The sequence below is a fragment of the Leifsonia shinshuensis genome (assembly GCF_013410375.1).
Classification (GTDB): Bacteria; Actinomycetota; Actinomycetes; order Actinomycetales; family Microbacteriaceae; genus Leifsonia; species Leifsonia shinshuensis.
Genome location: NZ_JACCFL010000001.1, coordinates 3,847,841 through 3,860,730, shown reverse-complemented (window position 1 = coordinate 3,860,730; position 12,890 = coordinate 3,847,841). Strand labels below are relative to the sequence as shown.

At 71.0% G+C, this 12,890-nt stretch carries 11 protein-coding genes; all 11 read left to right on the top strand.

All coding sequences use genetic code 11. The features are described from left to right. The first annotated feature begins 10 nt into the window (after positions 1 to 10). From HNR13_RS18570 to HNR13_RS18520, 11 genes are read left to right on the top strand one after another with little or no spacing between them, the layout of a single operon-like run. Positions 11 to 979: a carbohydrate ABC transporter permease gene (locus HNR13_RS18570; protein ID WP_179608141.1), complete on the top strand. Its 969-nt coding sequence runs from the start codon at positions 11 to 13 to the stop codon at positions 977 to 979. Between the two features lie 3 nt (positions 980 to 982). Continuing rightward, positions 983 to 1,825, top strand: a complete 843-nt coding sequence (locus tag HNR13_RS18565; protein WP_179608139.1) for an ABC transporter permease subunit — start codon at positions 983 to 985, stop codon at positions 1,823 to 1,825. Between the two features lie 2 nt (positions 1,826 to 1,827). Then, positions 1,828 to 4,050, top strand: coding sequence for a glycoside hydrolase family 3 N-terminal domain-containing protein (locus HNR13_RS18560; RefSeq protein ID WP_246312809.1), 2,223 nt, complete (start codon positions 1,828 to 1,830; stop codon positions 4,048 to 4,050). Next, complete coding sequence (locus tag HNR13_RS18555; RefSeq protein ID WP_179608138.1) at positions 4,047 to 6,695, top strand: glycosyl transferase family 2; 2,649 nt, start codon at positions 4,047 to 4,049, stop codon at positions 6,693 to 6,695. Before HNR13_RS18560 ends, HNR13_RS18555 begins: the two co-directional genes overlap by 4 nt. After that, positions 6,692 to 7,063: a nuclear transport factor 2 family protein gene (locus HNR13_RS18550; RefSeq protein ID WP_179608136.1), complete on the top strand. Its 372-nt coding sequence runs from the start codon at positions 6,692 to 6,694 to the stop codon at positions 7,061 to 7,063. The genes HNR13_RS18555 and HNR13_RS18550 overlap by 4 nt, the downstream gene beginning before the upstream one ends. Positions 7,064 to 7,074: 11 nt before the next feature. Then, positions 7,075 to 7,869: a TIM barrel protein gene (locus HNR13_RS18545; protein WP_179608134.1), complete on the top strand. Its 795-nt coding sequence runs from the start codon at positions 7,075 to 7,077 to the stop codon at positions 7,867 to 7,869. Next, positions 7,866 to 9,488, top strand: coding sequence for a GMC oxidoreductase (locus HNR13_RS18540; RefSeq protein WP_179608132.1), 1,623 nt, complete (start codon positions 7,866 to 7,868; stop codon positions 9,486 to 9,488). Before HNR13_RS18545 ends, HNR13_RS18540 begins: the two co-directional genes overlap by 4 nt. 38 nt (positions 9,489 to 9,526) lie before the next feature. Further along, positions 9,527 to 9,925: a C-glycoside deglycosidase beta subunit domain-containing protein gene (locus HNR13_RS18535; protein WP_179608131.1), complete on the top strand. Its 399-nt coding sequence runs from the start codon at positions 9,527 to 9,529 to the stop codon at positions 9,923 to 9,925. Further along, entirely contained in the window at positions 9,922 to 11,040 is a 1,119-nt protein-coding gene (locus HNR13_RS18530) for a sugar phosphate isomerase/epimerase family protein (protein ID WP_179608129.1), read from the top strand. Before HNR13_RS18535 ends, HNR13_RS18530 begins: the two co-directional genes overlap by 4 nt. Continuing rightward, positions 11,037 to 12,080, top strand: a complete 1,044-nt coding sequence (locus HNR13_RS18525) for a sugar phosphate isomerase/epimerase family protein (RefSeq protein WP_179608127.1) — start codon at positions 11,037 to 11,039, stop codon at positions 12,078 to 12,080. Before HNR13_RS18530 ends, HNR13_RS18525 begins: the two co-directional genes overlap by 4 nt. Positions 12,081 to 12,098: 18 nt before the next feature. Continuing rightward, positions 12,099 to 12,884 carry a nuclear transport factor 2 family protein gene (locus tag HNR13_RS18520; protein ID WP_179608126.1) on the top strand — a complete coding sequence of 262 codons (786 nt, stop codon included), beginning with the start codon at positions 12,099 to 12,101 and terminating at the stop codon, positions 12,882 to 12,884. Positions 12,885 to 12,890: the final 6 nt, after the last annotated feature.

Sequence of the window (12,890 nt, the reverse complement as noted above, 5' to 3'; positions counted from 1 at the left end):
GGTGCGGAGAATGACCAGAACACAGCCCAAGGCGCAGGCCGATGCGCAGAGCCCGGCCGAGGCGCAGAGCCCGGCCGAGGTGCAGGCTCCGCGCCGTGTCCCCGGCAGGAAGCCGTACCGGGTGAAGCTCGGCAGCTGGTGGTGGGCGCTCCCGGCCCTCGTGCTGATGATCGTCGTGATCTACCTGACCACGATCGCCGGCGGCTTCTTCGCCTTCACGAACTGGTCGGGCCTCGGCCCGTTCGACTTCGTCGGCCTCCAGAACTTCGTCAAGATCTTCCAGACCCCCGAGCTGATCGGCTCGTTGTGGAACACACTGTTCCTGGCCTTCGGCTTCCTGGTCCTCACCAACATCTTCGGACTGCTCTTCGCCCTGGCCCTCAACCGGACGCTGAAGTCGCGGTACGTGCTGCGGACGCTGATCTTCATGCCGGTGGTCGTCAGCCCGATCGCGGTCTCCTACATCTGGAAGTTCATCTTCGACTACAACGGCCCGCTCAACCAGGCGATGGCCGCGGTCGGCCTGCCCAAGCAGAACTGGCTGGCCAGCCCGACCCTGGCCATCTGGTGCGTGCTGATCGTCATGGTCTGGCAGAACATCGGCTTCGTCATGGTGATCTACCTGGCCGGCCTCGCAACGGTGCCGATCGAGATGGAGGAGGCGGCCGCGCTCGACGGCGCCAGCACCTTCAAGCGGTTCCGGTACGTCGTCCTCCCGCAGATCCAGCCGTCCGTCGCCATCGCGACGACGCTGACGCTGATCCAGGGACTGCGGGTCTTCGACCAGGTCGTCGCCCTCACCGGCGGCGGACCGGCCGGCGCCACCCAGACCCTGGCGCTGGAGGTCTACCAGCAGGCGTTCACCTATCAGGAGTTCGGCTTCGGCGCCGCGCTGGCGCTCGTGCTGAGCCTTCTCATCCTCATCTTCTCCATCGCACAGCAGTGGGCGACCCGCGACCGCTCCGCCAAGGAGGCGTGAACCGTGTTCCGTTACACCAAGAAGACGCTCACCATCGAGATCATCACGCTGATCGCCGCGGCCATCATGCTGCTCCCGTTCTGGATCCTGCTGGTCGGGTCGCTGAAGACCCTCCCGCAGATCCTGGACACGGCCGCGGTCGCGCCGCCGACGAGCCCGACGTTCGACAACTTCATCCAGCTGCTCTCGCCTGCGTCGTCCTCCTCGGGGAACATCTGGGCCGGTCTGTTCTCGAGCGTCATCATCACCGCGGGCTCCATCGTGCTGCTGGTCGCCCTCGGCTCGGTCGCCGCCTACGGCATCGCCCGGTCGACCAGCAAGTGGAGCCGGCGCTCCTTCTATCTGTTCCTGGTGGCGATCATCCTGCCCACCCAGCTCGGCACCCTGCCGCTCTACATCGGCGCCCGGACCGTCGGCCTGGTCGGCAACCCGTGGGGCATGGTGCTCATCTATACGGGGATGCTGCTGCCGCTGTCGGTCTTCCTGTACGCGAACTTCTTCCGCAACCTGACGCCGGAGTACGAGGAGGCCGCGATCATCGACGGCGCCAACAGGTACCAGGTGTTCCGCAGGGTCGTCTTCCCGCTGATGTCGCCGGCCACCGGAACCGTGGCGATCCTCGCCGGGCTGATCGTCTGGAACGACTTCTTCACCTCGCTGATCTTCCTCAACGGCACTCCCTGGCAGACGCTCCCGGTCGTCATGTACAGCTACGTGGGCTCCTTGGTGTCGCAGTGGAACCTGATCTTCGCTGTGGTCATCGTCTCGATGATCCCGATCCTCGCGTTCTACGCCTTCGCGCAGAAGAAGTTCATCCAGGGCTACGCCGGCGGGCTCAAGGGCTGACGATGACCGACGCTCCGCCGTCCGCTCCCGACCTCGAGGACCGGACCCTCCCCAACCCCGTGCTGCCCGGCGTTGACATGGAGCTGATCGAGCGCATGACCTGGGAGCAGAAGCTGCTCCAACTGCAGATCGTGTGGCGGCCCGACGCCGCCGAGCGCGAGGCGCTGATCCGGCGCGGCATCGGCTCGACGTTCTGGCCGCCGAGTGCGGAGGAGACCGACGCCGCCCAGCGGATCGCGGTGGAGGAGACCGAGCTGGGCATCCCGCTGCTGGTCGGCCTCGACGTCATCCACGGACAGTTCACGATCTTCCCCACACCGCTGGCGCAGGCCGCGAGCTTCGACCCGGCGGTCGCCGAGCTCGACGCCCGGGTCTCCGCGACCGAGGCGCGCTCGGCGGGGGTGAACTGGACCTTCTCGCCGATGGCCGACGTGACGCGGGACCCGCGCTGGGGACGGGTGGTCGAAGGCTTCGGCGAAGACCCGTACCTGTCCTCCGTCTTCACCGCCGCGAAGGTCGCCGGCTACCAGGGCCGGGACCTCTCGGCCGGGGATGCGCTCGCGGCCTGCCTCAAGCACTTCGTCGCGTACGGGGCGGCGGAGGCCGGCCGGGACTACAACACGACCGACGTCTCCGCCCGTCGTCTGCGCGAGACCTACCTCGAGACCTTCCGGGCGGGCGTGGAGGCCGGCGCCGCAACCGTGATGGCCGCCTTCAATGCGCTCAACGGCATCCCGATGCACGCGAACCGGGAGCTGCTGACCGGCGTGCTCAAGGAGGAGTGGGGCTTCGAGGGCGTCGTCGTCGGCGACGCCGACGGGGTCGCCCAGCTCGTGAACCACGGCATCGCCGCCGACGAGCGCGGCGCCGTGATCGCCGCGATCGAGGCCGGGGTCGACATCGTCATGGGCGGGTCCCTGCTGGTGGACGCCGACGGCGCGGCGCTCGTCGCCCCCGATGAGCTGTCGGCCGCGCGGGTGGACGACGCGGTGCGCCGCGTGCTCCGCCTCAAGCAGCGGCTCGGCCTGTTCGAGCACCCGTACATCGCAGCCTCCGGCGGCGCTGCGACCGAGCGCTACCGTGACCTCGCACGTCAGGCGGCCGAGCGCTGCGCCGTGCTGCTGACCAACGGCGGAGCCCTCCCGCTCCCGGCGTCGGGCCGGGTCCTGCTCGCCGGACCCTACGCGCGCAGCCTCGACCACCTCGGCGCGTGGGTGCAGCACTTCGCGTCGCCGGTGCGGGAGACGCTGGCCGACGCGCTCGCCGCGGAGCTGCCCGGCGTCGACTGGGAGGTCGTCGACGGTTGCGGCTTCTTCGACGCGACCGAGGCCTCCCTCGCGGAGGCCGTGGAGCGCGCCGCCGACGCCGACCTGGTCGTCCTCGCCGTCGGCGAGCCGAGCCGGATCTCGGGCGAGGCCAGCTCGCGCTCCGACATCACCCTCCCGGAGGGGCAGCGTCGGCTGATCCATGCCCTCGCCGACGCCGGCGCGCGCGTCGTGGTCGTGCTGGCGACCGGGCGCCCGCTCGTCGTCGAGGACTGGGTCGAGCGTGTGGACGCGCTCCTCTGCGTCTGGCACCTCGGCTCGGAGGCGCCCGCCGCGATCGCCGCGACCCTCTCGGGACGCGTGAACCCCGGAGGGCGCGTGCCGATGACCTTCCCGCGCGCGGTCGGTCAGGTGCCGATCCACTACGACCATGAGCGCACCGGCCGGCCGCCCCGGACCGGGGGCGCGCTGCTCGCTGGCGGACCGATGACCGAGATCACGGGGCCGAACAACACCGACGACTACTACACCTCCAAGTTCCTCGACCTCCCGCTCGGGCCGCGCTTCGACTTCGGGCACGGCCTCAGCTACACGAGCTTCGAGCTCGACGGGCTCGCGCTGTCCCGCGACGTCGTCGGCGCCGCCGAGCTGGAGGCCGGGATCGAGGCGAGCGTCACCGTGCGCAACACCGGCGACCGCGCCGGGGACGACGTCGTGATGCTGTTCGTCACCGACGAGGTCGCGTCCGTCACCCAGCCCGTCCGTCGCCTGCGCGGCTTCACCCGTGTGACGCTCCAGCCGGGGGAGTCCACCCGGGTCGGCTTCCGGATCGACGGCGACGACCTGCGCTTCTGGGACGACGGCGACCGCCGCGTCCTGGAGCCCGGCGACTTCACGATCACTGTCGGCGACGGCAGTGCCGAGCAGCGGCTGAGCCTGCGATTGGAGCACACCGCATGACCATCGACCGACTCCGCGACGTCGTGACCGGCGCCGTCCCGAACGCGATCATGCCGCTGTTCTGGCAGAAGGGCGGCCCCGTGGAGGTCGTGCGCGAGGAGATGGAGCGGATCGGCGACGCCGGGATCGGCGCCGTCATCCTGGAGGCGCGCCCGCATCCGGAGTTCCTCGGCGACGGCTGGTGGCGCGACGTCGACGCCGTGCTGGAGATCGCCCGACGCCGCGGGATGAAGGTGTGGTTCTTCGACGACGACACCTTCCCGACCGGGCACGCCGGCGGTGCGGTGGAGGACGCCCCGGCCCGGCTGCGCCGCAGGTTCCTGACCGAGCGGCACACCGACGCCGTCGGTCCCGCGCGTGGCGCGTCGTTCATCGTCGACCGGCGGAAGTTCTGGGGGCCCGAGGCCGCGCAGGACCCCGGGCAGCTGCTCCGGGTCGTCGCCTACGAGCGCGCCGAGGACAGCGGCGAGCTGATCGGCGACGGGGTGGACCTCACCGGCCGCATCGTCGACGGGGTGCTGCACTGGGACGTCCCGGACGGCTGGTGGCGCGTGTTCTTCCTCTCCGTCTCCGGCGACGGGGGCAGCGAGCCTCACGCCCGCCACATCGACTACCTCGACGCCGCCTCCACCCAGCTGCTCATCGACTCCGTCTACGAGCGCATCCACGCCCGCTACGCGGACGAGTTCGGCAGCACGATCGCCGGCTTCTTCAGCGACGAGCCGGGGCTCTACAACGATCCGGACACCTTCGACTTCGGCTCGCAGCTCGGCAAGCCGGTGCCGCTGTCCTGGAACGACGAGGTCGCCGCCCGGCTGGACGCACGGCTCGGTGCGGACGCCGGCCTGCAGCTGCCGCTGCTCTGGTCGCCCGCGGGAGGCCGCGAGCGCGAGGTCCGCTACGCCTACATGGACGTCGTCACCGCCCTCTACTCGGAGAACTTCGGGCGCAGGCTCGGCGACTGGTGCCGCGCACACGGCGTGGAGTACATCGGCCACGTCATCGAGGACAACGGCGCGCACGCGCGCCTCGGCCCGGGCGCCGGCCACTACTTCCGCGCGATGGCCGGGCAGGACCTGGCCGGAGTCGATATCATCGGCGGCCAGGTCGTCCCCGGGTTCTCGCGCGGCCCGTTCGGCAACCTGACCGGAGCGGCGGACGGCGAGTTCTTCCACTTCGGGCTCGCCAAGCTGGCCTCGTCGGCCGGGCACCTCGACCCGCTGAAGCGCGGGCGCTCGCTGTGCGAGACGATCGGCGCCTACGGCTGGTACGCCGGCCTCCGGCTGTTCACCTGGCTGACCGACCACCTGCTGGTCCGCGGCGTGACCCACGTGGTCCCGCACGCCTTCTCGCCCGCTCCGTTCCCCGACTTGGACTGCCCACCGCACTTCTACGCGCACGGCAACAACCCGCAGTACCCCTACCAGGCCGAGCTCAGCGCGTACACGAACCGGCTCAGCCACCTGCTGCAGGGCGGCACGCACGTCGCGCCCTTCGCGGTGCTCTACCACGCGGACGCGGAGTGGCTCGGCGACGCGATGCCGAGCGAGCGCCCGCTCCGGCTGCTGATGGAGGCCCAGCTCGACGCCGACATCGTCCCGGCCGACGCCCTTCCGGCGGCCGCGGTGGACGGCACCCGGCTGACGATCGGCGTGGAGCAGTACGACGCGCTGATCGTGCCGGGCAGCGCCTACCTGCCCGCGCACGTCGCGCGGGAGCTGCTGCGGCTCGACGACGCCGGAGCGCCCGTGGTCTTCGTCGGCTCGGTGCCGGAAGTGTCCGGTGCCGGAGTGGAGGCCACCGCGCTCAAGGTCCGCTTCCGGCCGGTGTCGCAGAAGCGGTTCGTCGACTCCGTGTCCGCGATGACCGACCGCGCGGTGCGGCTCGACCGGGCAGCGCCGTCGCTGCGCGTGCTGCGTCGCGACCTGGGCGAGGCGGACGTGCTGATGCTCGTCAACGAGTCCGTGCGGGACACCGTCCGGACCACGGCGACGGTCCCGCGTGCGGGAGAGGTTGTCGCTGTCGACGGGTTCACCGGGCGCCTGACGGCTGTTCCGAGCGCGAGCGACGGCCGGGCGACGCGCGTCGGGATCGACCTCGCGCCGGGGACCGCCGTCGTGCTCGTGGCCGGCGCGCCGGCCGCGTGGGACGGCCTCCCGGTCGCGCCGGCCGTCGAGCGCGGGACCGCCGCTCCGATCGAGCCGGCCTGGTCGGTCGCCATCGCGACGGCGGGCGAGGCCGCGTTCACCCCGTGGCGCGAGCTCTCCGGACTCCGGCCGCTCAGCGACCCGGACCTGCTGCCGCGCTTCGCCGGCACCGCCCGGTACACCGCGACCTTCGGCGCGGAACCCGACGGCCTCCCGCACGCGCTCGACCTCGGCGCGGTGTTCGAGCTCGCGGCGGTCCGGCTCAACGGGGTCGACCTCGGCCGCCGCATCGCGCCGCCGTACGTCTTCGAGGTGCCGGAGGGCGTCCTCGGAACGACGAACACCCTCCAGATCGACGTCACCAACACCCTGGCCAAGGCCCAGCCGGACTTCTTCTCCGCGTTCGCGCAGCAGGAGCCGAGCGGGCTGCTCGGGCCGGTCACGATCGCGCCGCTGCTCCCGGTCGGGCGGGACGCGGCAGAGCGGGGCGCCGCATGACCGGCCGGCGCGCCGACTTCGAGCGCTTCTGCGACCTCTTCTACACGCGCAAGCGCGTCGCTGACGCCTTCGCCTTCCTGGTCTCCGACGAGTACCGGCAGCACAACCCGAACATCCCGGACGGCCCCGCTGCCGCGGTGGCGGCGCTGACGCCGAAGTTCGACGGCAGCCCGGACGCGCGCTTCGAGATCCAGCGCATCCTCGTCGACGGCGACCTCGCGATGGTGCACGTCAAGGCATCCCGACCCGGCGCACCGGACGCCGCGGTCGCGGACATCTACCGATTCGAGGACGGCCGGATCGTCGAGCACTGGGACGTGCTGCAGCAGGTCCCCGCGCATGCCGCCCACGACCACCCGATGTTCTGAACAGGAGAAGCATGTACCAGCTCGCACCCAACATCGAACTGCTCTTCACCGAGGCCGGCGACTACCACGACCGCGTGCGCGCGGCCGCGGCGGCGGGCTTCACCGCCGTGGAGATGTGGGGCCCGACCGGCGTGGACGCGCCGGCGACGCCCAAGAACCTCCCCGCGCTCAAGGCCGCCCTGGAGGAGACCGGCACGGCGCTCACCGCCCAGCTCTCGGAGCCGCGCACCCAGTTCATGATCCCGCCGTGGGACCACTCGGAGTTCTACCGCAAGCTCGACGAGGGCGTCGCCATCGCGCAGGACCTCGGCTGCCCGCGCATCGTCGTCGGCAGCGGCACGGGCTTCGGGGGCTGGAAACGTCAGGTCCAGCTGGACAAGCTGATCGAGATCTACCAGAAGGCGATCGCGCAGATCGACGGGTCCGGCATCACGCTGGCGCTGGAGCCGGTGAACGTCCGGGTCGACCACCCGGGCTCCCTGCTCGACCGCACCGCGGAGGCCGTCTACGTCGCCCGCGGCGTCGACTCCCCGTTCTTCGGCGTGCTCTACGACATCTATCACTCGGCCGTCGAGGGCGAGGACATGGAGGCCGAGCTCGCGAACGCGGGCGACCTGATCGCCTACGTGCAGCTCGCCGACGCCCCCGGCCGCGGCGAGCCGGGCTCGGGCGACCTCGACTGGGCGGAGCGGCTCGGCATCCTGCGCGCCTCCGGCTACGAGGGCCCGATCGGGCTCGAGTACTACCCGACCCGGGAGTCGGCGGCCTCCGTCGCGCTCATCCGCGAACTGGCGGCGGCGGCATGAGCCGGTATCCCGAGGCGGTCGACGTCGCGATCGTCGGCAGCGGCCCGACCGGCGCGGCCTACGCGCGCATCCTGAGCGAGGAGGCGCCCGGCGCGACGATCGCGCTGTTCGAGGTCGGCCCGACCGTCTCCGACCCGCCGGGCGCGCACGTCAAGAACATCGAGGACCCCGCGGCCCGCGCCGACGCGCAGGAGCGCTCGGAGGGTCCGGGCGCCGGCGCCGACACCGTGAGCTCGCCGGGCGCTGTGAAGGCCGGCCAGCGCCGCGCCCGGCCGGGCACCTACCTGCTGGAGGAGGGCTTCCAGGAGCCGGGCGAGGACGGCATGCCCGTCGTCGCCTTCTCCAGCAACGTCGGCGGGATGGGCGCACACTGGACCGGCGCCTGCCCGCGGCCGGGCGACAGCGAGCGGATCGCCTTCCTGCCCGACCTGGATGCGCTTCTCGACGAGGCCGACCGGCTGCTCGGCGTCACCACCGACGCCTTCGACGGTGCGCCCTTCACCGCGCTGGTGCGCGAACGCCTCGCGGCGGCCGTGGACGACGGGAGGCCGGCCGCCCGGCGCGTGCAGCGGATGCCGCTCGCGGTGCACCGCCGCGACGACGGCAGGCTGGTGTGGTCGGGGTCGGACGTGGTGTTCGGCGACGCGACCCGCGCCAACGAGCGGTTCACGCTGTACGACGACTCGCTCGTCACCCGGGTGCTGCTGGAGGACGGCCGCGCGGCGGGAGTCGAGGTCCGCGACCGGCGGACCGGCGAGGTCCACACGATCCGGGCGCGCTTCGTTGTCGTTGCGGCCGACGCGCTGCGCACCCCGCAGGTGCTGTGGGCCAGCGGCATCCGCCCGGCCGCGCTCGGCCGGATGCTCAACGACCAGACGCAGATCGTCTACGCGACGCGCATCCGGGACGCCGCTGCGGTGGCCGCGGCTGCGTCGGAGGCCACGACCGCCGGAGGCTTCGGCGCCGACGAGATCGGCGCCGACGAGATCGGCGCCGACGAGGTGATCGACGGCCCGATCAGCGAGCGGAGCGGCGTCAGCTGGGTGCCGTTCACCGACGCGGTGCCGTTCCACGGCCAGGTCATGCAGCTCGACGCGTCGCCGATCCCGCTCGCGGACGACGACCCGGTGGTGCCGGGCTCGATCGTCGGCCTCGGCCTGTTCTGCGCCAAGGACCTGCAGTGGGACGACCGCGTGGAGTTCCGCGACGACGAGCGCGACTGGTACGGGATGCCCGCGATGCGCATCCACTACCGGCTCACCGACCGCGACCGCGCGGCGATCGAACGCGCGCAGGACGAGATCGTGGCGCTCGCGAAGGCCGTCGGCGACCCGATCGGCGACCGGCCGTTCACCATGCCGCTCGGCGCCTCCCTGCACTACCAGGGCAGCGTGCGGATGGGGGAGACCGACGACGGTCGCAGCGTGTGCGGACCGGACAGCGAGGTGTGGGAGGCGCCCGGCGTCTTCGTGGCGGGCAACGGGGTCATCCCGACGGCCACCGCCTGCAACCCGACGCTGACCTCCGTGGCGCTCGCGGTGAAGGGCGCCCGCCGGATCGCGCGCGAACTCGCCGCCAGCGGTGACGAGGTCTTGTCTTTTGCAGCAAACCAACATTAGTGTGTAGAAACACGGAATAAGTAGTCAAGGAGGACTTCGTGATCCCCGATCGCATCATCGAGCAGGGAACGCTCAGGACCACCGGCACGCGTGCCGCGGTCGACGTGCGCATCCCCTGGTACCGTGCGCTCCCGGCGTCCTGCATCGCAGGCGCCTCGCTGTCCATCGACGGCGTGCCCGCTCCGGCCGAGACCCTCCGCTGGGAGCTCAACGGTCAGGAGCGCACCTTCGACGAGATGAGGGACGACACCGAGTCGTGGTGGTTCCCGCTCGACTCGGCCGTGCTCTCCGGCGACCTGCCGGTGGCGGCGGACGGCCGCGAGCACGAGGTCTCCGTCGACCTCACCGTGTACATCCCGTACATCGTCATCGGCGACGACGAGGTGCTCCACATCGAGGAGCACGACACCAAGACCATGAAGGCGGTGACGGCATGAACGACGCAGCGACCACCCTCGGATCGCCGATCCAGGGAGTGACCCTCTACAGCTTCACGCGCGCCTTCCACGGCCGCGAGTACGACCTCGAGGGCCTGATCCGCAAGGTCGCCGCCGAGGGCTACGGCCCGGGCCTGGAGATCATCGGCTTCTCGAGCTTCCGCGGCTTCCCCGCGATCGATGACGCCTTCGCCGGCCGGTTCCGCGACCTGGTCGACGAGCTCGGGTTGGTGACGACCTCCCTCGCGATCAACGCCGACATCGGCATCCACCGCGACCGCCTGCTGAACCAGGACGAGCTGATCGAGTACATGCGCCGCCAGATCGAGGCGGCCGCGAAGCTCGGCTTCCCGATCGCCCGCGTGCAGATCTCGATCACGCCCGACTCGATGGCCGCGCTCGCTCCGATCGCCGAGCAGTACGGGGTCACGCTCGCGCTGGAGGTGCACGCCGACCAGTACGCGTCGCACCCGCGCATCCTCGCCCTCCGCGACCGCTACGAGGAGGTCGGCTCGCCGTTCCTCGGCTTCACCGCCGACTGGGGCGCGACGACCGTCGGCTTCGCGCCCTCGCTGCTGGAGGCCTACCGCCGCCGCGGCGCCACCGACGAGCTGCTGGGCAAGGTGGTCGACCTGTGGAACGAGTTCTACGAGGCCGGACCGCCCGCCGACCAGGCCGACCACGGGCAGCGCTTCGGCCGCTTCATCGGCCTCGCCGCGCAGAACGGCCGCCCGGACCTCGGCATCGACTTCGGCATCAACGGCACCGGCCTGTTCGGTCCGGCGCGGGTGGACGACTGGCTGGAGATCATGCCCTGGATCAAGCACGTCCACGGCAAGTTCTTCGGCATCGACGAGAACGGCGAGGAGCCATCGGTGCCGGTGCGCGACCTGATCGCCCTGCTGGTGCGCAACGGCTACAACGGCGCGATCTCCAGCGAGTACGAGGGCTGGCACTGGAACTACTGGGAGTCGCCGTTCGACATCATCCGCGACGAGCAGGCCGTGCAGCGCTCGGCCGCGCAGAACGCCGGCAGCCGCATGGTCACCGACGCCGCGGAGGCACGCACACAGCTGAAGAACTGGCTGCCCACCACCGAAGGAGCGAAGGCATGAGCGACACGACCAACGACGGCATCGCCGACACCGGCATCGAACTGGGCACCACGCTCTACTCGATGACCAGCGAGTTCGCCGCCGGCGTCTACACCCCCGAGACGCTGATCGCGGCCGTCGCCGAGAACGGGATCGGCCCGGGCGTGGAGTTCAACATCGCCCAGCTGCTGCGCACCTATCCGGACGTCGACGCCGAGTTCGTGAAGCTCTGGTTCGACTCCCTGGAGAAGTACGGCCTGGAGCCGAGCGCGGTCGGGACCAACCTCGACATGGGCCGCCGCAAGGACCGCGACATGACGCCGGACGAGGAGCACGACTTCCTCGCCCGCCAGCTGAAGACCGCGCACACGCTCGGCTTCAAGCGGGTCGTCATCCGCTCGGCCGGCCGCGAGCTGCTGCGCAGCCTCCTGCCGCTCGCCGAGAAGTACGACCAGCGGCTCGGCTACGAGATCCACGCGCCCCAGGGCCCGAACGACCCCAAGGTGGTGGGCATCCGCGAGCTGTACGAGGAGCTCGGCAGCGACCGGCTCGGCTTCACCGCCGACTTCTCCTCGACCATGCACAGCCTGTCGCCGACCCTGCTGGCGCAGCTCGCGAAGATGGGGATGGACGAGAAGCACTTCGCGGTCATGGACGAGATCTGGCACGAGCCCACGCCCATGCACGTGCGCAATCAGAAGTTCGAGGACTACCTCACCGGCGAGGGCGTCGACCCGGTCGGCTTCGGCCCTTTCACCCGGCTGGCGTTCAACATGCACGGGCTGGTGCCGCCGGAGGAGTGGCTGGACATCATGCCGCAGATCTTCCACGTCCACGCGAAGTTCTACGACATCGATGCCGAGGGGCAGGAGCCCGCGATGGACATCCCGCGCATCGTGCGCCAGTTCGTCCAGGGCGGCTACCGCGGGTTCCTCTCCAGCGAGTGGGAGGGCCACGCCTTCCAGGACCTGGGGGAGGCCGACCCGATCGACCTCGTGAAGAAGCAGCACGCGCTCATGCGGCGCACGATCGAGGACGCCGTCGCCGGCGTCCCCGCCTGACCGAAGGAGCTCAGCGCCATGTCAGAGACAGTCGCCGAGGGAACCCTCTCGGAGCTCGCCGCCGAGGTCGCGCGCCTGCGCGAGGAGGTCGCGGCTGCTCACGGCCTCGCCCGCCGCGCCGCCGACCGCGGCGAGATCGAGAACCTGTTCAACCGCTACATGTTCCTGCACAACGCCTTCCAGGACGAGCGGATCATCCCGCTCTGGGTGAAGGAGGGCACGGAGGGCATCCGCGCCCGGTACACCAACGCCGGGCAGTACACGACCTGGGAGAGCGTCACCCGCTACCACCGCGGCCGGCCGTCGCCCGAGGGCAAGCTCATCCTGCACGCCACCACCACGCCCGTGATCGAGGTCGCGGGCGACGGCGAGACGGCCAAGGGCGTCTGGATCATGGCCGGCACCGAGTCGGGCCTGACCGACCCGGAGGTCGCCAAGGGCAGCCCCGACTTCATGTACTCGCCCGGCGAGGTGCAGGGCAAGAAGGTCTGGGCGCACTGGGTCTGGTGCAAGTACGCCATCGACTTCCTGCGCCAGGACGGCGAGTGGCGGATCTGGAAGTTCCGCTGCTACGAGCTCGCCCGGGCCCCGTTCGAGGAGAACTGGGTGAGCTTCGGCGAGAAGAACCAGGCCGCCTTCGACCTCGACCTGATGTACTTCGGCGACGACGGCAAGCCGGTGTTCATGCCGCCGGCCGACGAGCCCGTGCCGAGCGAGAACCACCCGTACAGTCCGTCGACCGTGCAGAAGCTGGAGCCCGAGCCTCCGGCGCCGCACGACACCTTCGTCGACACGTTCAAGTAGGAGGAC

Excerpts from the sequence above, each read along its gene's own strand:
- HNR13_RS18570 (WP_179608141.1), top strand. The coding sequence starts at position 11 with ATGACCAGAACACAGCCCAAGGCGCAGGCCGATGCGCAGAGCCCGGCC.
- HNR13_RS18560 (WP_246312809.1), top strand. The coding sequence starts at position 1,828 with ATGACCGACGCTCCGCCGTCCGCTCCCGACCTCGAGGACCGGACCCTC.
- HNR13_RS18555 (WP_179608138.1), top strand. The coding sequence starts at position 4,047 with ATGACCATCGACCGACTCCGCGACGTCGTGACCGGCGCCGTCCCGAAC.
- HNR13_RS18550 (WP_179608136.1), top strand. The coding sequence starts at position 6,692 with ATGACCGGCCGGCGCGCCGACTTCGAGCGCTTCTGCGACCTCTTCTAC.
- HNR13_RS18545 (WP_179608134.1), top strand. The coding sequence starts at position 7,075 with ATGTACCAGCTCGCACCCAACATCGAACTGCTCTTCACCGAGGCCGGC.
- HNR13_RS18540 (WP_179608132.1), top strand. The coding sequence starts at position 7,866 with ATGAGCCGGTATCCCGAGGCGGTCGACGTCGCGATCGTCGGCAGCGGC.
- HNR13_RS18530 (WP_179608129.1), top strand. The coding sequence starts at position 9,922 with ATGAACGACGCAGCGACCACCCTCGGATCGCCGATCCAGGGAGTGACC.
- HNR13_RS18525 (WP_179608127.1), top strand. The coding sequence starts at position 11,037 with ATGAGCGACACGACCAACGACGGCATCGCCGACACCGGCATCGAACTG.
- HNR13_RS18520 (WP_179608126.1), top strand. The coding sequence starts at position 12,099 with ATGTCAGAGACAGTCGCCGAGGGAACCCTCTCGGAGCTCGCCGCCGAG.